This is a genomic window from Metallosphaera sedula DSM 5348 (genome assembly GCF_000016605.1).
Classification (GTDB): domain Archaea; phylum Thermoproteota; class Thermoprotei_A; order Sulfolobales; family Sulfolobaceae; genus Metallosphaera; species Metallosphaera sedula.
This window is the reverse complement of sequence record NC_009440.1, coordinates 242,837-263,577: the sequence shown is the minus strand read 5'-3', so window position 1 is coordinate 263,577 and position 20,741 is coordinate 242,837. Positions and strand designations below refer to the sequence as shown.

Below are 20,741 nucleotides of genomic sequence, written 5' to 3'. Positions count from 1 at the left end.
TAGTCTAATAAAGATTGTTACTGAAAAATTTAAACTGTTGGAACGCCGTAGTATACTACCTTTTGAAAGAATTCCCGTCTATGTATTATCTCTGATAATATGGACACGACTGCTGTTACAACACCTGCTAGGGGAACGAAGAAAGTCGCAATCTCGAGTACCAAGTACGGCAAATTGAGAATCCTCCTGTCCTTGAAACCCATCTTCGCCTTAGATCTGGCGGTGATTATCTCGCCTACCGCAAACACTGCCCCCAACACGAGTAGCGCTGGACTATGAATGAAGACGTAGGCCAGAGGGGACACCACCGTGAACCCTGCCCCAAGGAATGACATTGGAGTGTCAGGATGATACCAGGATGGCCTAGACTTTAACATGTAAATCATTATCGAGGAGATCACGCTGAGAACTAGAAGGGGTAGGGCCACATAATACGCGTTCCCTATGAACATTGAAAGGAGAAAGGCTAGCGCCGAGAGCCCACCGAAGAGGACCTCCCTGCTGAGCCAGGAGGTGGACAAATTGAGAATTACCCTCATGGACCTGACATTGACCTTGGCGTGACCCACTGATAGAAGGAGGGTGCCAGCGAGGAGCACGAAGGCAATCAGTGCAAAATATGGCAATCTCAACAGGGAATAGACCAGAGCTATCTCGCTCCCAAGGGTGAAGGCAATCAGACCTGTTGCATTCTCCTCTCTCTTTTCCTTCAGGGGAGACGCCTTTATCTCCTTGGGATTAACAATCTTTAACCTCGGTCTAGTTATAGACGCCGGCGCAAGGTAGTTAACCTCGCCATCTGGCCTGTCCAGCCAGCCAAAGGTCAGTGCCCCCGTGGGACAACTCTCCACGCAATAGGGCATTCCCTTTCCAAGCCTGTCAACGCAGAGGTGACACTTACCCATGGTCCCATCCTTCGAGAAATGCAGCGCCTCATAGGGACAGGCCCATTGACAGTAACCGCAACCTATACACTTGTTGGAGTCTATGGTGACAATCCCCATTTCATTCTTGGAGATAGCCACGGCAGGACAGGACTTCATGCAGACGGGGTTATCACAATGATTGCACGACATGGAGAGGGCAGTCTTGCCCCCTTCTAGCTCGAAGACTGGGAGTACCCTCCAGTTCCCACCGTAAGCCCTGTTGCAGGCATCGACGCAGGCTCCGCAGACTATGCACTTGTCGTGATCGAATGTGAAGCCGAGCCTGAGTTCCCTGTCACTCAGCTTAAGGGTTTCCATGATTGAATGTCTTGCCTAATAATATTAAGGTTTATTACCTATACATTTAAACATTTTTTATGGAAAGCAATTTCTATAGAACAGCACTGATAAGAAATTTTCTGGCGAAGTTGATAGCTGATAAGGAGGGAACTCTGAGCCACGCGTCAGAAATGGATAAGACGAGGGTATGTTCCTCCTCCGATGATGAGATTAGAAGCTTAATAGAAAGCACGGCCGAATTCATCCTGGGACAGAGCCTGGAAAAGGAAAGCATTGAAAAGCTAACTAAGGACATCAGATCTTGGTGTAATAGCTAGCAGACTAGTTCTCTGGAAGGGGAGAGACAAGATCACAGTCTGAACATCCCAATGAATACCAACACGCCTAACATCATTAGTATTGAATCGTAGAGCTTGATTTGGCCATTCTTTATTAGGAAATATGCTAGGATCCCCGCTAAGAAAGAGACCTCAATAAGAGGTGTTAAAGAGTCTAGGGCTATCCCGCTTACCCCTGACGCAAACCCTATTATGGCAAGGAGCAAGCTGGAAGCCATAAGATTCTCATTTATCACTCCAAGGAGCAGGTCCCTCATCACGTTCTCCTTCCTTGATCTGAGGGCAGTTGAGATTTCCTGTAGGTTGGACATAACGGGAACTATGAGTATGGCAACATAATACGGAGGCACGTGAAACATTGCTGATAACGAGAAGATGTCTTGAAGAAGCCAGGATGAGGATATCCAGACTATAACACTACCGACAAGTAGGGCTGGAATTGCCTTAGAATCCCTAACTACCCTCCTGTTCACTTTCATTACGCTATATGCCAGGAATAAACCAAATAGGACAACTCCCCACCAAACATCTATTCTACCCGTGAGACCCATGAGACCTATGAAGAGGGAGGCGACAACTATGAAGAGGTATTCCCTCTGAATTCCTACGTTGAAGTCGCTCTTCCATCTAATGAAATGGACCACTCCAAAGAACGCAACCCCAATTACGTAGAGGGAGATAACGCTCCCCAGTACAGTTGAGAGCGCCACGTAATAGTTTGACCTGAACGACGCTTCCAAGGTTATTATCAACTCTGGTAAAATTGAAATTAGGGCGATCACGTAAGGACTAGAGAACTTTGCCCCCCTGTAGATGAGCTCCACGCCCAGTAGGAAAAGAGGTATGGAGGCTATCTCAGTGACTAACACATTCAATATTACGACTTTATTCCCTATAAGCTTTTGAGTATTTAGAGATGAACAATTGATTAATTTTCCCTTGAAAGATGACTTAGAAAATGAAAAAGGTTCAGCGATTAACAATGAGTTTGATCGCCTAGTCTATAAAACTTGAGCAGTCTGAGCCCTTGGTCCAGACTTGACGATGTGTTATGACACATACACTTCAAATTAAATAACTATAGATCAATTAATCAACGAACTCCACAGACTCCTTCCGAATACCTTCAAGTTCCTTCTCTCTTCTAAACAGGGCCTTTATTCCACGGGCCTTCGCGGTGGCAATAGAGAAACAATCAGAGAGGGAAATTGCATGCTTACACCTACACAGAGATACCTCCCTATATATCTTCTTGGAGACGCCAACGACGCTGAAGTAGCCGGACTTTACGATACTATTAACAATTTCCTCTGCCCTCTGAGCACCTAGTCTTCTGCAGAGAACGTAATATACCTCTGTAAGGTTGACCACATTGGTCACTAGATCGATCTCTTCATTCCTTATCCTACAGTACAGATCCTCAAGTTCCCCTTGCAGTAAGGAGATCAAGACCCCTGAGTAATTGCCTCATGGAGGGAACACCTAGCGACGAGGCCCCCAGATAAATGGAAATGAATAATCTAGAAATAAACAACGAGCCACAATATTAACCTCAAAACTCAAACCTGGTTCTTGCAAGTGGGAAATACTTATAATATAGTATTACACACAGTAGTATTAGTGAATTGCTTTGGCTAAAAAAAAAGAACTACCAATGACATTATAAGGGACATGCTTCAGCTTGCACAGAATGGGATAAGGAAAACAAGCCTTATGGCAGGAGCAAGAATTAGTTTTGATCTTTTGAAAAAATATCTCTCGCTACTGGAGGCTTGGAACCTCATAGAGGAAAAGGATAGAATGCTATACTTAACTCCCAAGGGAATCATGGCTCTTAATCTACTGAATAGACTTGCCTCCATCAAGGAGGAGGAAGCTAGACTTGAAAGAGAGATAGAGGAATTGATCCCTGTCAGTGAAGTCGCCCCTCAGTCACCACTTGACAGGGTAAAGGAGATTCTGGCGAGGAATAGAATCTCATATAGGGAAATCAATAACTCAGTGTTTGTCGCAAACCTTGAAATATGCGAGGAAAATGACTGCCGTAAAGGGTACATATTCGTTTCTAGACCTCGAGTAATACTTGGAAAGAAATTCCTTGTTTACAGTGACGGCAAAAGGGTTCAGATACTGAAAAACGATGAAAGCTCCATCAAGAGAATTCTTGGAATTGAACTTGCACACCAATGAGGAAAAACCTAAAACTATTTCGCTTGGATCTTCCCCAAGGAGTAGGTTTTCCTGAGCGCCAGAGCTCTTATTCTTCCATCTTCGTCCTCGTTCCTTATCACTGACTGAAGTATGGGTAGTGCCTTCAGGCTGGAAGTCTCGACCAGTGCCTCAACAGCTGACGACCTTACCCTAGGTAACCTATCCCTCACAAGGACTGAGAGGGGATCTACAGCCCTGTCCCCAAACTTCCCCAACCACCTTGTGGCACTCTCCCTAACTGGGAAGCTCTCCCCCTTGAACGCCTTCTCCAGGATGAAGTCGTAGTTCTCCTGAGATCCAAACTGGGCCAATGCCTCTAGGACTGCGGACCTTACCACGTCTAGATGGCTGTCCTCTGCATAATATCTCTTCACTTCCTCCTGGTATTTCTGAATACCTATCTTGCCGAGACTCCTTATTAGCTCAGCCTTTACGTAGTAGTTTTCCTCTGTCCTGAGCATGGAGATGGCAAGCTCCGCTGCCCTCTCGTCGTACTTAAACTCGGATAAGGCCTTAGCTATACCTCTTCTGGCCTTTGGGTTTGAGAGTCTATGAGAGGATAGTTCATTTAACGCTTCCTGCGTCTTGATTTTCCCAAGGCTTACAGCAGCCTCATACGCAACTCCCCAGAAGCTGTCATCCAAGAGCCTTCCCAAGGCCTTTATGGCTTTCTCGTCCGTGTACTTGGATAATCCCTTTGCAGATCTAATTCTGCACATGATGCTGGGGTCCTCGGTCTCAGAGACGAGCATTTCCTCCGGTTGATTATCATTGACCACGGCAAATACCTTGAACTCTGGGTCAACGCAGACATACCTCAGACTGGGCAGGGGTATCTCTACCCTTGCAGATGTCATCTTCACTTTCCTAATCTCCGCCGTAGAATTACTCACTATCTTAAGCTCAAGTTCCAGGGGATAACTAGGTTCTCCCTGTTCCAGCACCACTACAGGGGTTTCATTGTACTGAATAGAGACCGTGAGCTCTGGATGGCCTGCGGAATACACGTAAAGGTCGAAGAACTGCGAAAGGTCCTGTCCAGAGACCCTCTCCATGGATTTCCTGAAGTCCTCCGTATCCACGGATTTACCTGCATGCTGTTCCAGGTAAGTCCTGATACCTTCCCTGAAGATCTCGTCTCCCAGTGCGTTTCTTAACGCATGAAGAACTAGAGCTCCTTTCTGGTACGTATGCCTGTCAAAGAGTTCATCAGGCCACTTATAGTATCTACTCACAATGGGCCTCGTGTACTCCTCGGTCTCCTCAAGGTAGGTTTTCAATTTCGTGTACATGTCATAGAGAAACTCCTCTCTTCCCTTATCGGCCTCGGTGAATAGGGCCTGAAAATATGTTGCGAAACCCTCATTTAACCAGATATTTGGCCAATCCTTGGTGGTGACGAGATCCCCAAACCATTGATGGGCCAATTCGTGAGCGATTAGGGAATCCGCACTATACTCTGCGTCTGCCCTCCTATCGTGCAACACCCTCCAAGTTAAATGGGTACTGGTTATATACTCCATTCCTCCGTTCATTCCAAAGAGCACAACCTGGGCGTATCTCTTAAATGGGTAGGCAACCCCTGTATAACTAGAGAAGAATTTCATGGCCCTCCTTGTGCTCTCCAGGTTCCAGAGGTAATCCTCAAAACCCTTGGGTAGATAATACTCCAGGACGACGCCGTCCACTTGTTCCTTAAACGTCGAGAACTCTCCCACAGCAAGGCTAGTTAGATAAAACGAATGTGGAAAGTCCATTACCCAATGGTACTCAACCCAATCTCCCAAGTCTCTAACTTCCCTTAACTCCCCATTGGATACAGCCATGAGTGGTTTCTTTACCTGAACGTATAACTCGGTCTTGGTCTTCATCGTAGGTTCCGCGAGGGAGGGTATCCAGTAGATGGGGTTCTCGGTCTCACCGGTAGTGGAGACTTCGCTCATTTCTTCGAGTCTCTGAACCGAACCCATTAAGGAGGCGGAATAAGACATGGTCAACGAGTTGGGACCAGAGTCTACATCAAACCTGAACGTGTTACCATCATAGTAATACGTTGCCCTTCCGTTGACTGAGAACTCCTTCACGGTAAAATGCCTTCCGTTCAGAATCATCTGTCCCTTCCTGCATTCCATGGACAGGTTCGCCTTACCCTCTAGCTTATTCCCATCTACCTTGAGGAAATAGGTGGCAGAGTTAATAGTACAAGGGTAATTTTCCGGGTAATGCTTTTCGTGCTCCTTTAGAACATATCCTTTCCCAATTCTCACCTGCTCCATTTCCCTGGCTGGAACGTAGCTCATGAAAGTCTTGTATGGCTCCTCGATTAAAACTGTTGCCTTCGTGAGGAGAAATAAAAATCACTATAAATATTTCTTATAAAACAGAAATGATTTAAGCCTTTCTGTAAGATTTTACGAGGATATCTATCACTAACCTAACGAATAGGAAATGTTGAGCTTATATAGTAACAATGGTTAAGAAGGAATGTAACTCTTTATTAACGATTAGTTAAACAATATTAAGATGTATCCTGCACAAGTTGGGTATTACAAACCAGATTCTGTGAATGAGGCCCTGGATTTTCTCGAAGGCAATGAGGCGAAAGTTCTAGCGGGTGGACAAAGCCTCATACCCATGCTGAAACTGAGGATCCTGAAGCCCAGGTACCTCGTGGACATTGGAGACCTTGGTGAGCTGTCCTTTATACGTGAGGGAGAGACCACATCCATTGGTGCCACCACACGACACAGGGAGCTAGCATCTAGGAAAATACCGGGACTTGAGATTATTCAGGAGACTGCGTCTAAGGTTGGGGATATCCAAGTTAGGAACATGGGGACTGTGGGAGGAAGTCTAAGCAACGCAGACCCTTCCGCTGACTACCCTGCACTTTTCACGGCGCTGGACGCCACCATGGTCATCAGGTCAAGGAGGGGGACGAGGGAAGTAAAGGCTGGAGAGTTCTTCAAGGGGGCATTCACCACTGCCCTGGAACCTTCAGAGGTTCTGGAGCAGGTCAAGGTTAAGGCCTTTAAGGGGTACAGGCAGACCTACAAGAAACTGGTCAGAAGAGCAGGGGATTATGCCCTAGTAGGACTGGCTCTCCTCCTCAAGATGGAGGCAGGTGAGGTAAAGGACGTTAGAATTGCATTTACGGGGGTAAGGGATAGGCCCCACAGACCACTTGAGGCGGAGAACGCCCTGAAGGGAACAAAGCTCAGTGATAGTGACATCTCGAAGGCCACAGAGCTTGCTGTGGCCGGGGTAAATCCCCCGTCTGATTCAAGGGGGTCCTCATCCTATAGAAGGGAGGTCATGAAGAGGTTATTAAGAAACACATTGGAGGAGATGAGACGTGAAGGTTGAACCGGACCAAAGGGTTAAAATAAGGGTAAAGGTAAACGGCGTATATTACGAGGACGAGGTTGAGCCTAGGAAATTGCTCGTGGATTTCCTAAGGGAAAACCTCAACCTCACGGGAACCAAGATAGGTTGTGACACCTCAACCTGTGGAGCCTGCACTGTCCTGGTGAACGGGAAATCAGTTAAGTCCTGCACAATGCTTGCCGTTCAAGCCAACGGCAAGGAGATTACCACGATCGAAGGACTGTCAAGTGATTCGAAACTGAGCCCAGTGCAACAGGCGTTTAAGGACAACTTTGCTCTTCAGTGCGGTTTCTGTACCGCAGGGATGATAGTTCAGGCCCATTACATCCTTTCGGAAAAGAAGGAACTCACAGAAGAGGAGGTAAGGGACATGATACACGGTAACATCTGCAGATGCACCGGGTATCAGAACATAGTGAACGCAATATTAGACGCCTCTAGGAGGATGAGAGCATGAGTTACGCAGGTAAGGCCGTAAAAAGACTATATGACGATAAGTTTGTAACTGGTAGAAGCACCTACGTTGATGATATCAAGGTAAATTCGTTATATGCCACCTTCGTGAGGAGCAATGTTGCTCACGGAGTCATAAAGAGGATACATAGGGACGACGCCCTGAAGATGAGGGGTGTTGTTGCAGTATTCACCGGGGAGGAGCTTAATCAGATCATTAAGGGAGGAATAGGTCCATGGACCACTTACATCGATCCAAGGCCATGGAAGATACCCCTGTGGAGGTTCGCCCAGGGTGAGACCAAGTATAACGGTGAACCCATTGCCATGGTAATTGCCCAGGACAAGTACACTGCCAGGGACGCTGCCGAGGCAGTTAACGTGGATATAGAACCCCTTGATGCCGTAGTTGACATGGAGAAGGCAAAGGAGGATAAGATCCTTGTGCATAAGGAACTCGGAACCAACTTCGGATACGTTGGAGACTTCAATGCAGGGGACGCTGAAAAGGCACTCTCAAGTGCGGATAAGAGGGTTGAGGTGGAGATAGCTAATAATCGTCTTATTCCATCCCCCATGGAGCCTAGGGGAATTGTGTCCCAGTATGATGGGGCAAATCTCACCATCTGGTACTCAACACAAATACCCCATTTCGCTAGGTCAGAATTCAGCAGGATCTTCAACATACCCGAAAGCCGGATCAGGGTAATAATGCCCGATGTGGGAGGAGGTTTCGGAAGTAAGGCTCACATACTACCGGAGGAGCTCGCGGTAATCGCTGCGTCCATAAGGCTAGGGAGGACAGTTAGGTGGACAGCGACAAGGACGGAGGAGATGATTGCCACCAACTCGAGGCATAACGTGTTCAGAGGAGAAATAGGCTTCAAGAATGACGGTACCCTCGTGGCAATTAAGGGCACTCTTGACGTTGAACTTGGAGCTTACCTAACCTATACAGAGGGTCTACAGCCAACCATTATCCCGCCAATGATTCCAGGTCCCTACAGGGTTAGGGATTTGGCCATAAGAAGCAGGGCAATATACACCAATACCATACCTATCACCATGTACAGAGGAGCCAGTAGACCCGAGGCAACCTTCATCATTGAGAGAATAATGAGTACGGTGGCTGATGAACTCAAGATGGACGACGTTGAGGTGAGGATGAGGAACCTCGTGAGGGAGGACCAAATGCCCTACACTAACCCATTCGGCCTTAAGTATGATACAGGTGATTACCCAACCCTGCTCAAGGAAGGCGTGAAAGTTCTCGAGTACCACAAGCTGAAGGAATGGGCAGAGAATGAAAGAAAGAGGGGTAAGAAGGTTGGCGTTGGCTTAGCCTACTACCTTGAGATATGTGGTTTCGGACCATACGAGTATTCAGAGACTAGGGTGAACGAAGACGGTAGCGTTATAGTGGCCATTGGAGGTACGCCACACGGGCAAGGTACGGAGACGGCAATAGCTCAGCTGGTAGCTGATGAGCTCCAGATACCCATAGAGAGGATTAAGGTTACTTGGGGAGACAGCGAGGCTATTCCAGCCGGTACAGGCACTTACGGGTCTAGAACTTTGGCCATAGCTGGAAGCGCTGCAATTACCTCAAGCAGGCAAGCCCTCGAGAAGATGAAACGCGTGGCAGCCAGGTCCATGAAGGCTGACGTAGAGGAAATAGAGTATAGAAATGGAGAGTTCGTGCACAAGAAGGAGGGCAAGAAGATGAGCTGGGATGCTGTGGCGAGGGAGGCGTACTCGGGGAAAGAACCTGGAATTTCAGCAAGCGTTATGCTCGAGGGAGATGTGACATTCCCATATGGAGTGCATGTGGCGGTAGTTGAGGTTGACGATTACGGTATTGCAAGGGTGAAGGAATATAGGGCCTATGACGATATTGGTAGGGTCATAAACCCTGCATTGGCTGAGGGTCAGGTACATGGAGGAGGAACGCAGGCTGTGGGTCAGGCGCTCTATGAACTGGCTATCATCAACGAGAATGGTCAATTAGCGGTGACCTATGCGGACTATTTCGTCCCAACAGCTGTGGAAGCACCTAAGTTCAAGAGCTACTTCGCAGAGAAATATCATCCTTCAAACTATCTTACCAAGAGCAAGGGAGTTGGTGAGGCATCCCTCATTGTGGGACCAGCTGCCATAGTAAGGGCCATAGAGAACGCAACAGGAAAGAGATTTAACAAGACGCCGGTCACTCCTGAGGATATCCTTAGTTAACCTCTTTTTCCCTCATGTGACCGGAGCTCTCCCCTTATGAGTTCTTGAAGAAAAACGTGTTTTTCCTGGTACTTTACCTCTGTTTACCCTGGAGGCCAAGTTATTCGTAGCCCTTAGGACACTTAACCAATGTCGCTTCACGGTATTTTACGCAACGACGCCATGTAAACATGAATACATAAATAACTACTTTCATAGACATTTTCTCATGATTGTATTTCGTTTTGTCTTGTTTATCTCAAATATAGCAAAACTTATAAGATCAAACATTCTATAATTACTTGTGATAAGATGAAGCTCAAGGAAATCTGTTCGTGCACCGGTCTGGCGGTAATTGGAGTCCTAGTAATGGTGGCAGGTCTACTGGGTAAGATTGCCTATTTCAGCAACTCACCTGATGCACCCCTATACATAGGTATCCTGCTGTTAACCGTTGCATCCTTCATAGGACTCTCCACGAAATCGCCTGAGAATAGGGAGGAACCCTGGCCTTAAACGGGGTTAAATTAGAGTTATTCTTAAATAGAACGAATAATGGAGTCGAAACTTTTTTATAATACCTTTGTCAGTATAATTTAGAGACTATGAAGAGCCTAAAGGGAACTAAAACAGAGGAAAACTTTAAACATGGTTTCATGGGCGAATCCATGGCAAACAGAAGGTACCTATACTTCGCTAAGAGAGCAGACGAGGAGGGATACCCCGAGCTAGCTCAACTCTTAAGGAGCATCGCTGAAGGTGAGACAGCACACGCTTTCGGACACCTAGATTTCATAAGACAGGGAGGATCAGTGGACCCGGCCACTGACAAACCCATAGGCACAATAGAGCAGATGCTGGAGTCTGCCATAGCGGGAGAGACCTACGAGTGGACCCAAATGTATCCAGGCTTCGCCAAGACAGCTAGGGAAGAGGGATTTGACGAGGCTGCAGAGTGGTTTGAAACCCTAGCCAGGGCTGAGAAGAGCCACGCTGAAAAGTTCACAAACGCTCTCAAGATGTTGAAAGGGAGCTAAATTGTACACCCTAAACAAAGATAATCCCGCTTTTTTTGACTCTTCAAAGTTACAATCTGAATTTGTCAGGCAAGCTACTATATGTCACGGTTGTAGGTTATGCTTCAATTACTGCCCTGCCTTCCCGAAGATGTTCCAGTACACGGATAAGAAGGGTCCTTCCAAGCTAACCTTGGAGGACTTATTCGACGTAGCTTCTGATTGTTTCCACTGCAACATGTGTTACGTGAACTGTCCCTACACCCCGCCCCATGAGTTTAACATGGACTTTCCCCACCTAATGGCGTGGGCCTGGCTCTATTACAAGAGCAAGACAGGGCTGACCCTAAGGGATAGGCTATTTGAGATGCTGGATACTGCCACGCTTGTTAGGCCAATTGCCAAGAAATTCTTGGAGGGTGGAAAGCAGTTCATGGGGATTAGTCCTGACGCGCCTTCCCTGAGGCTAGCTGACAGAAGTTTCCTGAAAACGGTAAAGCCCAAGAAGATTGAGAAACCCGTTGCGAAGGTCGTTCTTTTCCACACCTGCCTAGTGGAGAACTTCTATCCCGAGATAGGTGAGGATGTGGTCGAGGTTCTAAATGCACTCAACATTGAGGTAGTCACTGATAACTTTGCTTGCTGTGGTGCTCCCATGTTGGATGTGGGGGATGCAACTCAACTTAAGAAAAACGCTGAGAAGAACTTCAAGATGCTGAAGGAATACATGGACAAGGGCTATGACGTTGTCTCCCCAATACCCACGTGTACGCTCATGTTAACCAAGGAGTACAAGTACATCCTGGACAGGGAGCCAATCAAGGTATATGACGTCATGGAATATCTCATGAAGTTGAGGAAGGATGGCAAGATCAGCTGGAATGGAGAGATTCCCAAGAACGTGTTCTACCATACCCCTTGTCACCTAAAATACCTGAAGGTTGGGCTTCCCGGAGTTCAGGCTATGAGAACCCTGAAGCTCAACGTGGAGATGTCCAACATGGGATGCTCGGGCATAGACGGAGGCTGGGGATTGAGAAATTACAGCAAGGCCAAGGTTGTAGGGGCAAAGATGATGGACGCCTTCGCTAACAGTAAGGCGGATATATTCGCCACGGAGTGCCCGCTCGCTGGTCTTCAGATAGAAAAGGCTTCGGGAAGGAAGGCTGTCCATCCCATCTCACTACTCAAGGAGGTGATCAAAAATAATCCAAGTAAATGAAATACTTCCCTGGTATGAGTACGAGAAAGTGAGGATGGAGAGGGTTAGGAGATCAGCTCAGCTGAAGAAGGGTAGAAGGATAGAGCTTGGAGACAGGATGTCAATTCTCTTTGAGAACAAGGATACTGTACTTCAGCAGATCCAGGAGATGGTATACCTTGACAAGTTGAGCAAGCCTGAGGATATAAAGAGGGAAATAGATATTTACAGTTCGCTCTTACCCTGCAATGGCAAGATCAAGGCAAGCCTATACATATACGCGGAGAACGAGGATGACCTGAGGAAGGTATTCAAGACCCTTCCAAAAATCTACGACAGCATCTTCATGAAAGTGGGCAACAAACTGATCAAGGGCGAACCAGAGGCAGGAAGGGAACAGGGAGAGGAATTCAGCACGGTCCAGTTCCTAACATTTGACCTTGAGAACTCAAGGGACACCAACATGGAAGTCCTCGTAATACATGAAAACTACAGGGTGAACGCGAAGGTAGATGAGGCACTAGCCAAAAAGCTCATAGAGGAAGCCTACTCTGAGTGCTAACTTTAAGCCCTACTTCTGCAATTGACAATCCATAACTTTTCTTGAAAGATTAAAACTTTTCTAGTTACTGCTTATATTCTTCAAGATAAGTTCATACAATAGATCTAGAGTGAAGATAAGACCAATAATAAGTTACGCTGTTGCCACTTACGTGTTCGTCCTACCTTCATTCCTTGTGAATTTTCTGGGGCTATCCCCCCTTCAATCTTTCCTGATAATCTCTATTCCCTATGGCGGAAGGCTAGTGGGTTCAATCTTGTTCGCCAGGTTCGGACACACGTTGAGTCTGACAGAGTTTTACAAGCTAATGTTGGGGGCATCCGCATCCCTTTCACTACTTTCAGCACTTTTGATCAGTTTCCCTGCTGAAATCACAATAAGGTTAATTGTGGGAGTGGTCTTCGGTTTAATGTCGTCCATGGCAATGTATGAGGCAATGGAGATAAACGATCGGAAGGTCATTGGTGGGACTTTAGGGGGTTGGGCCATTGGCTGGACACTTGCTGGGATAACCTCAATGATACTGAAATCCTGGACTTTGGCCATATCAACGGGAGCCTTATCGATCCTACTTTTGCCATTGATATCTAGAGGAGACATGAAGATTAGAAAGACCAAAGCAGGGATACCCTCTCCTCTGGGCGTGTTGACCTATTTGTTGTCATTTGTTCCAGCGTTTTCCTTATCGTTGGCGCCATACTTCCTAGAGATAAATGGGTACTCGTGGGATATCGTATTAATATCATACGTGATGGCCATACCCATGTACTTCGTTTTACCAGCCCTGAGCAGGAAGATTAATCCAGGGGTATTAACAGTGATTGTGGCCGGGATAGCCTCTATCTCAGGCGTCCTCTTTTTTGACGGCTACATCTATTTCCTGTTACCCTTCACCATGGCAGGATTAGGCCTAAACTCCATTACTCCCGTGATTGCCAGAAGGTACGGAATTAATTCCACCAACTCGGGGATCGCCATAAACTCCGCGGCCCTTGGAGGAGTTGTCTACCCTGTTATCCCATCAATGATGGACTACTCCGACTTTTCAATAATAGTGGGCGCTAGCACGTTCGCCATATCATCCCTTGTTGTAGATACAAAAAAGAAAGCTACTCAAGTAACTTCTTAAGAGTATATCCTAGAACTCCAAATAGTATAGCATTCATTACTCCGAACATCAAATAGGAGACTTCCACTAGTTGAGTAGTGGAATATGGAGAGAATGGTACTGTTGGAGAAGAATAGACCGGAAAGCCAAGTATTAATAGTATTGCAAGAGTTGTATCTCCAATCATATAAAGTACGAATAAAGAACCCTTCATGACCTTACCCATTTGCCTCATTGAACCTCCCAATAGTATGCCTCCCACGACCGTTAGGGAATAGTCCACAAATGTCCAGGGCAGGCTCACTCCAGATTCCACAAAGAAATAGGGCAAATGAAAAACGATGGGAGGTATTACTGCGGGGATAGCTAAAAGCTTGTTAAATCTGAAAAGCCCTAATCCCGCTAAGGCACCTGCAAAGTACAGGGAATAATGGGAGGCCATGAGAACTAGGGGATTCTTAGGCAAAGCCTCGAGCGTGAAGGGGTTTACAGTGAGAACTATCAAGGCAACTGAAGCCATAACATAAAAAACCTTTGACTTGGAATTTAACAAGATCCTCACCTAACATAAACTATGTAATGATAAAGCTGGATGGCCACACCCCATAGGAACAGGAGTATACCTAGATCCATTCCAGCGTAGGTAGCCTGTGGTCCCACACTTGGAAGTTTCCACATTATTGCAGTCTGTATAGCTGTTACCACTAGAATTGCTGGAAGGGCAAACAAGGCAATTGTTTTCCTAAACTTAACCTCCTCCCATGTCATTGTACCCGCGGGCTTGGCAACTTTAACCCTCATTCCAGAGGCCATCCTATACACCATGTAAACAGCTAATGCCCCAAAGGGTATCATCATTATCATGTTAATCATGACAGGGTGCATTAACCAAACTCCGAAACTGCCGGCGAACAGTAGCGAGGCTATTGCAGTTCCAAGGATTGATGTTGGTCCAATTTTTGGAACAGTTTCTGGTGCATTAAGAGAAGGTGCTGACTTTGAGCTTTTTTGTCTACCTGTAGCAAGAATAACAAGACCTATTATTACCGCTGGGATTCCGAGAATCTCCACCTGTTGGCTAGTTGGAGCTGGAACTCCTGGAGCTAGGTATCCCCATACGCTTAACTCTATGAGGGACACCCACGCTACGGTCATTATCCACGTCCAGAACTTCCTGTTCCTTAGGAACATGTATTCGCTGTTCTCAAAGAAGGGCATTAGAATCAGCACCATTAGAATAACCACTAGTATTGAAAGTGCCTGAGCTGGACTCATGGCCTGTCCATTGGGAAGCTCAAAGTCCACAAACTTGTATAGAAATAGGAAGAACCAAGGTGGGTAGGGTTGTGTGGAAAGAGCTGCTGCGGTCCCGGGTTCAGGTGCAGGGTAAGGATTGATCACAATGGGTAGGCCGTTGATGTTAGCTAGTAGATCTGGGATAAACAGGATAATTCCCCAGGTCATCAGCACGATTGATAGCATGTAAACCACGTTCCTGGGCCACCACTCGTTGAACTTAGACCACTCCTCCTTTGTGTAATATGCTGGAACCTTGGGCTTTTCCTTAGCAGAGGGAGTCATACCGTATCTCTCTGACATGAGGAAGTGAACACCAAATAGAAGGCCTATCAGGAACACCATGATGATGTGCCAGCCAAGAAGCCTATCAAATAGCTGCGATTTAACCAGTGGGTTACTGGCTGTAGCTGCGTCACCTCCGGGTCCAAATAGCCAATTTGCAATAGTGGAAGCACCTGGGAACCCAGTTCCCACAAGAAGGCTTTCCCCGATGTTTATTGCATTGACTCCCAGTACGTCGCTCACGAGGCTATAGCCAAAGAATGAAGCACCCATGGTCAGAGCGAGTAACAAAACTCCAGTTACCCATTGCAGTTCCCTAGGCTTTTTATAAGCTCCCTTATAGAAATTCCTAAACATGTGGATATACGCTAGGATGATCATGATGTAAGCTCCATAAAGGTGACTGAAAAGGATGACCGACCCATAGGGCACAGTATTAATTATCGCCTGTGTCTGAGGGTAAGGATTAGCTGGCATATAGTAAAGTAAAAGGAAGAGCCCGGTGATTACAGTGTAGATAAAAGCAGCTGAGACCATGGCACCAAGCCAGTAGGAAATGTTATACATGTAGTCGGGGGTCTTAAAGAACGGAGCCTCAGTTACCCCTACCCTATCAAGAATTTGATCTATTAGACCCTTCTTTTTTTCCTGTGAAGTTTCAGTCATTTATCTCACCCTTCTTAATTCGGAAGATTTTCCATAAACACTGTTATTAAGCTTAAGTTTAAGATTATCAAAAAATTCTCCCTTTTTGTCATTTTGATCTGTGGCTAAGGAGATCGAAGGAGTAGATGATCCAGATCCAGATGAAACGCTTACTGTGGTGGAGGGAGAGTAAGTTAGGAACTCCACCAATGCCGACCCTACTGCCATAACTATACCCGCAATCCCTATCTCAGCTAGAAGTGAAATTGAAAGATTGTATGGGTAGAAGGTCGTGGGATAAGCAATAACCCTTCTTAGCATCCCCATGTAGCCTTCCATGCTCATCAGGTAACCAACTATCACGAAGGGAATGGTCCACACAAGTATGCCCGCGTTTATTAGCCTTGTTGCCGACTTGCTGTAGTCAAATCCTGGCCTCACAGTTCTGAGAACGTCTAGGAAAACTGCAGTGAATCCCATGAGTATCAGGGTCCAGATAACGAGGTGGAAATGACCTACGACGTAGTAAGTATTGTGGACTATGGGATTGATGGGGAACATGGGAAGAGGAACTGCCTGAACTCCGCCTAGAATAAACCCTATGAGCGCCATTAAGGTCGCCATTCCCACTGGATCCTTGTAGTTATACCCCTTGCTCGTTAGAACCGTCAAACCAAGGTTAAGCACCGTTAAACCTGAACCAGAAGCCAACACCAAGGTCGACAGGTTTATCCATAGCCTCACCGGGACCGGAATTGGGAAGGTCTGGAGGTGATGAACCCATATCAACATGGAACCAATGGCCAAGAGGTAAATGTTCCACCTTGCCCACTTTTCGCTGAATAGGGGCCTCCCTGAAAACTTGGGAACAAAGTAGTAAAGTGCACCGAACAGAGGGAAAGGCACATAATACACTACGGGGTGACCGTAGAACCAGAAAAGCACTAGCCATAGTAAGGTGTTGATTGGGACCCCTGCTAGAATGTTAAGGGTATACCACAACTCACCCGCTGTTAACGCTGGTAAAGTTAACGCAATAATGACCGCAAAGGCTACACCGTAGGCTGAGAATATCCCCAGTTTCTGTCCCTTGGGTTTGGTCGCATAGGCATCGCTTACCAAGTTAACAGTGGCAATGGTCTGAGCCAATGAGCTTAAGGCCAAGGCGAGATAGGCTATACCCATTAATGCTCCGTGATAGTTAAGAAAAGCATGAAAATTGGAGTTGTCCTCTACAGCCAGGGGCGGGTACATGTACCACCCCATGTCTGGTCCTCCGAGGAGAGCGAAGATGAGGCCTGCGTTGGCTAGCCAAAACATCCCACTCATCAATTTTGTTCTCCTGATGCTCATTCCGTCCTTGTACATGGAGTAAGCTATCACGGATATCGCAGCGAAGGGCACTAGCCCCAGCATGGCTGACCAGCCATGAAGGGTTAAGAAGGCATAGTAAGTGACTCCAACCTCAGGACTGTTTGAAGGGTAGGTTAGGTAGGTCCTGAGGTTCATAGCTGCCATACCTACTACCGCTAGCCATGCCAGAGAACCAGCAAAGTATTGCCATATGACCCCAGAGGTAGTCGATGGGAACAGCACTTTCTTTATATTAGAGGCAGAAAAAATACTAAGGTAATTGGAAACCATTTTTAAAATATCTTTGACTTGAAAACTCATTTACACCACCTCAAGGGTACCGGTCATATATGAGAAATCATAACCAGCCAATTCTGGTTCCCTCCAGGTGTAATTTCCTGGTTGGTTGGGTGCCACGAAGTAGACGTAACTGGGTTCTCCTGGTATGGCGTTAACATTCACCACTCCGTCCGGAAGTCTTATGAAGAATCCCGTGATCACCTGAGGCGAGTTTAGAATAATGGTGATAGGTTCACCAGGTTGCGCAACTATTACGTTGGGATGAAAGACGTCAGAGAAACTTCCGTTCTGCTCAGCCGTCATGTTCACCACTAGAATTCCGTTTATTATCTCTGACGTATGATTAGCTGGAGGCGACTTTTCAAAGGTTAAAACGGCTTGCTGGGCCTGAGCTGGTAAGCCCGAGAAGAGAGGTAACCCATACCTTATACTTGTGCTGGACCCGTTAGTTACCTCTATGACTGACCATGAGAAGAAAACTGCAACCATGACTAGCATCACAATAAACCATGCGAGCTCCGCGTGATGGGCTATCTTTTCCTTAAAATCAGCCAATCTTTAACACCCTTTTATCATTCTAAAATGAAGGAGAAACCCCCTTTTTAACTTTTCTATTTTAACTTAATTTAAGTTTAACTTGCTTACCTTTTTATCTTTTAAAAATAGTTTTAACAAAAACGTAAATTAACTAAATGTTACTTCAGGTTTATCATGGTTAGTTATGTATTTTTATTTTGTTTTCATCAGAAAGATCAAGAGAGATAAATTTGATAAGATCTATTATAACAAAATATTTAAACCTTTCACTCAACAAACATTTAATGTGATAGTTATGGGTAGGCATTTCGCGCTGAAGAGGGACGATTTCATTTTTGCTACAAGATTGATAAGAAAAATGCGAGATCCCAAGACGAAGTTCGACGAGAAAAAGTTTGCTGAGAAAGGGAGAGATTACCTATATAATTACGCCGAGGAAAAAGTAGGTCCATTAAGCCCTGGAAGGAGGATGTTCCTCAAGGGAATACTTATTGGGATAGGCGCGCTTGCGGTGGCTAGCGCAGTCCCCGTTATCTCCTATCTTAATCAGCCCCCTGTCTACATCAAAAACTTTCCATGGATAATTATAGTCGATTCTGATGGCAACCCCATCGAGGCGTCTAATCTACAGGTCAACGATCCCTCCATCCTGTTGTTCCAGTATCCCATGGAGGGAGACATAACCTTCCTCATAAACATGGGTGACGCAAACGACAACCCTGTGGCGATTCCCTCAACTAATGTTGTGATTCCCGAGGATGGTAGCACCTATACCTTCCCTGGAGGGGTAGGACCTCACAACTCCATCGTCGCGTTTAGCGCAATATGTCAGCACCTAGGTTGTCAGCCCCCTGAGATTCATTTCTATCCGCCCAAGTACCTTGCTCCGGGAGGTGTAACTCCCAACTATCTTCCACCCGTTGCGTACCAGGCAGCACAAAATGCAGGTGCACCCTCCGTGATACATTGTGACTGCCACGGCTCTACCTATGATCCTTCCAAGGGAGCCGCAGTCCTGACGGGGCCAACTCAGAGACCTCTACCCTATGTGGAGCTCTACTGGGACCAGAATACAGACTACCTTTACGCTGTAGGAATGAACCTAAAGGCTCCAGTAATCATGGGGCAGCCCTCAGACCTAGCGAGCTTCGCATATTTATCCTCGTATAATGAGCAAACTGGTTGTCCAAAGATGCTCTTGAGCAAGGGCCAGACTCCATCTCAGTGCTATTCAAAGCTTAATAACGAGGGAGACACATTCTCCTCCTAAGGTGAGAAAATGACTAAGTTAGGGTTTATGATATTGGCCATGATATTTGGAGGAACTGCGGGCATAGCGTTTTTCATAGCCTATAACATGATATGGAACACATCGCCCATAAGGTGAGCCAGTTGAACGACAAAATGATAGCCCTAATCACATCCGTGGGTATCATTTTCTTCATTCTTCTATCAATCCCTCTCAACATATTCTCGGGAATCTCCCTAGGGAACGGTATTACAATTGAGATTGCGGTTTCGCTTTACATCCTGTTGATGTCAGGTATCTTTATTGTTGTTTTCAAAAGATTTAGTTAATTTTTCCACGCTTGTCCAACCACTTTTGCTATGCAAACTTTATTAGATTAAAGATTTACCTAAATTATGTGAGAGTTATGAGTCTCGAGACCAGAGTGTACAAGCTAATGGATCTGGTGGCTCGACACAACTACGTCACAGGGCTCTCGATGTTAGAGATACTTACCCTAATAGGCCTATACTCAGCGGGAATGGGGATACCCATCTTCAACCTTGGATTAGCTGGGGCAGCAATTACAGCCCATATATACGGCGCAATTACTGTGGCAGTGCTTAGCATTATCATTTTAGCGGCAGCCATGAGAACCAACGAGTTCAAACTAAAGGCAATATCTCTCTTTAACGTCCTGTTTGTGCTCGTGGCTGCCTTTGAGGGACTCTTCTATTTCGGAGGCTTCGTGGATCCGTCTTATGCCCTTGGAATGGCTGTGGGCTTCGTGGGAACACTTTTCACGACGTCGGGAATCCTCTTCTACTGTTTATCTCACTGAAAGATAACATAAAAATTTTTAAAACCTTATTTTCCAATATATCATGATAGTCATGGCTCTGATTGGAGTTGGACCCAAGTCGAGACTAACAACGAACCTAGCCATTGTGGAGACCATATTCATGACTGGAGCCTTCATAGCTGGGGCTGCAGCTCTGCTTTATGACAAGTTTCCAATTGAGGCAAGCTGGCAATCCTTTATTCTATCGGCTCACATTAGCTTTGCTATGCTTACTGCATTCTTTGGACTTGCCCTTTACACGGCAACTGCAAAGGAGAGCAGGAGAGGGTTAAGGCTTCTGGGACTGCTCAACGCAGTGTTTATTGCCATAGCCGCAGCCGGTGGACTTCTGTTCTACAGCACCATAAACTACAGCTTTTCATATCTTATGGCACTAGCCTTCGTTGGTGCTTACATTTGCTCCACTGCATGTATATTCTATTAACTTAATCTTGTTACGATATTATTTTTTAAAAATACAGTTAAAAACTAACATTATGTTAACTAAGAAAGGTTTAAAAGTTAAAAAGCCAATATTTCATT

Annotated in this window: 21 protein-coding genes and 1 pseudogene; 14 read left to right on the top strand and 8 right to left on the bottom strand. The window is 46.1% G+C overall.

What is annotated here, in order from left to right:
• Positions 1-29 precede the first annotated feature (29 nt).
• On the bottom strand, positions 30-1,244 hold the full coding sequence (locus tag MSED_RS01580) for a 4Fe-4S dicluster domain-containing protein (protein WP_011921450.1): 1,215 nt from the start codon (positions 1,242-1,244) through the stop codon (positions 30-32).
• A 59-nt stretch (positions 1,245-1,303) separates the two neighbouring features.
• Between MSED_RS01580 and MSED_RS01575 the strand changes: the two genes are divergently transcribed.
• Positions 1,304-1,543: a hypothetical protein gene (locus MSED_RS01575; RefSeq protein ID WP_011921449.1), complete on the top strand. Its 240-nt coding sequence runs from the start codon at positions 1,304-1,306 to the stop codon at positions 1,541-1,543.
• A 32-nt stretch (positions 1,544-1,575) separates the two neighbouring features.
• On the opposite strand, the gene MSED_RS01570 is transcribed toward MSED_RS01575, so the two are convergent.
• Positions 1,576-2,433 carry a sodium:calcium antiporter gene (locus MSED_RS01570; RefSeq protein WP_225938899.1) on the bottom strand — a complete coding sequence of 286 codons (858 nt, stop codon included), beginning with the start codon at positions 2,431-2,433 and terminating at the stop codon, positions 1,576-1,578.
• Positions 2,434-2,653: 220 nt separating this feature from the next.
• Positions 2,654-3,013, bottom strand: coding sequence for a PIN domain-containing protein (locus MSED_RS01565; RefSeq protein WP_011921447.1), 360 nt, complete (start codon positions 3,011-3,013; stop codon positions 2,654-2,656).
• 204 nt (positions 3,014-3,217) lie between these two features.
• Between MSED_RS01565 and MSED_RS01560 the strand changes: the two are divergent.
• A pseudogene (locus MSED_RS01560) lies at positions 3,218-3,754 on the top strand (winged helix-turn-helix domain-containing protein); the annotation flags it as partial.
• 14 nt (positions 3,755-3,768) lie between these two features.
• Here the strand turns inward: MSED_RS01560 and MSED_RS01555 are convergent.
• Positions 3,769-6,075 (bottom strand): M1 family aminopeptidase, encoded by a 2,307-nt coding sequence (locus MSED_RS01555; RefSeq protein ID WP_011921445.1) that lies wholly within the window; start codon positions 6,073-6,075, stop codon positions 3,769-3,771.
• A 223-nt stretch (positions 6,076-6,298) separates the two neighbouring features.
• On the opposite strand from MSED_RS01555, the gene cutB reads away from it, so the two are divergent.
• From cutB to MSED_RS01515, 8 genes are all read left to right on the top strand, one after another.
• The gene (gene cutB / locus MSED_RS01550) at positions 6,299-7,141 is read left to right on the top strand and encodes a glyceraldehyde dehydrogenase subunit beta (protein WP_011921444.1); all 843 of its coding nucleotides are present in this window, start codon (positions 6,299-6,301) and stop codon (positions 7,139-7,141) included.
• Positions 7,131-7,619 (top strand): glyceraldehyde dehydrogenase subunit gamma, encoded by a 489-nt coding sequence (gene cutC, locus MSED_RS01545; protein ID WP_011921443.1) that lies wholly within the window; start codon positions 7,131-7,133, stop codon positions 7,617-7,619. Before cutB ends, cutC begins: the two co-directional genes overlap by 11 nt.
• Positions 7,616-9,847 carry a glyceraldehyde dehydrogenase subunit alpha gene (gene cutA / locus MSED_RS01540; RefSeq protein ID WP_011921442.1) on the top strand — a complete coding sequence of 744 codons (2,232 nt, stop codon included), beginning with the start codon at positions 7,616-7,618 and terminating at the stop codon, positions 9,845-9,847. The genes cutC and cutA overlap by 4 nt, the downstream gene beginning before the upstream one ends.
• Before the next feature lie 291 nt (positions 9,848-10,138).
• Positions 10,139-10,342, top strand: a complete 204-nt coding sequence (locus MSED_RS01535) for a hypothetical protein (protein ID WP_048059953.1) — start codon at positions 10,139-10,141, stop codon at positions 10,340-10,342.
• 89 nt (positions 10,343-10,431) lie between these two features.
• Entirely contained in the window at positions 10,432-10,863 is a 432-nt protein-coding gene (locus MSED_RS01530) for a rubrerythrin family protein (protein WP_011921441.1), read from the top strand.
• 1 nt (position 10,864) lies between these two features.
• The gene (locus MSED_RS01525; RefSeq protein WP_011921440.1) at positions 10,865-12,064 is read left to right on the top strand and encodes a heterodisulfide reductase-related iron-sulfur binding cluster; all 1,200 of its coding nucleotides are present in this window, start codon (positions 10,865-10,867) and stop codon (positions 12,062-12,064) included.
• Positions 12,065-12,098: 34 nt separating this feature from the next.
• Positions 12,099-12,605 carry a DUF3501 family protein gene (locus MSED_RS01520; RefSeq protein ID WP_011921439.1) on the top strand — a complete coding sequence of 169 codons (507 nt, stop codon included), beginning with the start codon at positions 12,099-12,101 and terminating at the stop codon, positions 12,603-12,605.
• Positions 12,606-12,714: 109 nt separating this feature from the next.
• Positions 12,715-13,734, top strand: coding sequence for a hypothetical protein (locus MSED_RS01515; RefSeq protein WP_011921438.1), 1,020 nt, complete (start codon positions 12,715-12,717; stop codon positions 13,732-13,734).
• On the opposite strand, the gene MSED_RS01510 is transcribed toward MSED_RS01515, so the two are convergent.
• The 4 genes from MSED_RS01510 to soxA are packed head-to-tail and all read right to left on the bottom strand — an operon-like array spanning position 13,715 to position 18,090.
• A complete protein-coding gene (locus MSED_RS01510) occupies positions 13,715-14,266 on the bottom strand; it encodes a DUF1404 domain-containing protein (RefSeq protein ID WP_225938900.1) in 552 nt (183 codons plus the stop codon). The genes MSED_RS01515 and MSED_RS01510 overlap by 20 nt on opposite strands.
• A gap of 5 nt (positions 14,267-14,271) precedes the next feature.
• Positions 14,272-15,960, bottom strand: coding sequence for a proton pump complex cytochrome B SoxC (gene soxC, locus MSED_RS01505; RefSeq protein ID WP_011921436.1), 1,689 nt, complete (start codon positions 15,958-15,960; stop codon positions 14,272-14,274).
• Positions 15,961-17,583: a proton pump complex quinol oxidase subunit SoxB gene (gene soxB / locus MSED_RS01500; RefSeq protein WP_048059952.1), complete on the bottom strand. Its 1,623-nt coding sequence runs from the start codon at positions 17,581-17,583 to the stop codon at positions 15,961-15,963.
• Between the two features lie 30 nt (positions 17,584-17,613).
• The gene (gene soxA / locus MSED_RS01495) at positions 17,614-18,090 is read right to left on the bottom strand and encodes a proton pump complex quinol oxidase subunit SoxA (RefSeq protein WP_187146790.1); all 477 of its coding nucleotides are present in this window, start codon (positions 18,088-18,090) and stop codon (positions 17,614-17,616) included.
• Positions 18,091-18,424: 334 nt separating this feature from the next.
• Between soxA and MSED_RS01490 the strand changes: the two genes are divergently transcribed.
• The 4 genes from MSED_RS01490 (at position 18,425) to MSED_RS01475 (ending at position 20,643) form a co-directional block, all read left to right on the top strand.
• Positions 18,425-19,399, top strand: a complete 975-nt coding sequence (locus MSED_RS01490) for a Rieske 2Fe-2S domain-containing protein (protein ID WP_048060227.1) — start codon at positions 18,425-18,427, stop codon at positions 19,397-19,399.
• Positions 19,400-19,512: 113 nt separating this feature from the next.
• A complete protein-coding gene (locus MSED_RS01485; RefSeq protein WP_374108018.1) occupies positions 19,513-19,707 on the top strand; it encodes a hypothetical protein in 195 nt (64 codons plus the stop codon).
• 77 nt (positions 19,708-19,784) lie between these two features.
• Positions 19,785-20,198, top strand: coding sequence for a hypothetical protein (locus MSED_RS01480; RefSeq protein WP_011921431.1), 414 nt, complete (start codon positions 19,785-19,787; stop codon positions 20,196-20,198).
• A gap of 43 nt (positions 20,199-20,241) precedes the next feature.
• On the top strand, positions 20,242-20,643 hold the full coding sequence (locus tag MSED_RS01475) for a hypothetical protein (RefSeq protein ID WP_011921430.1): 402 nt from the start codon (positions 20,242-20,244) through the stop codon (positions 20,641-20,643).
• The last annotated feature ends 98 nt before the right edge of the window (positions 20,644-20,741 follow it).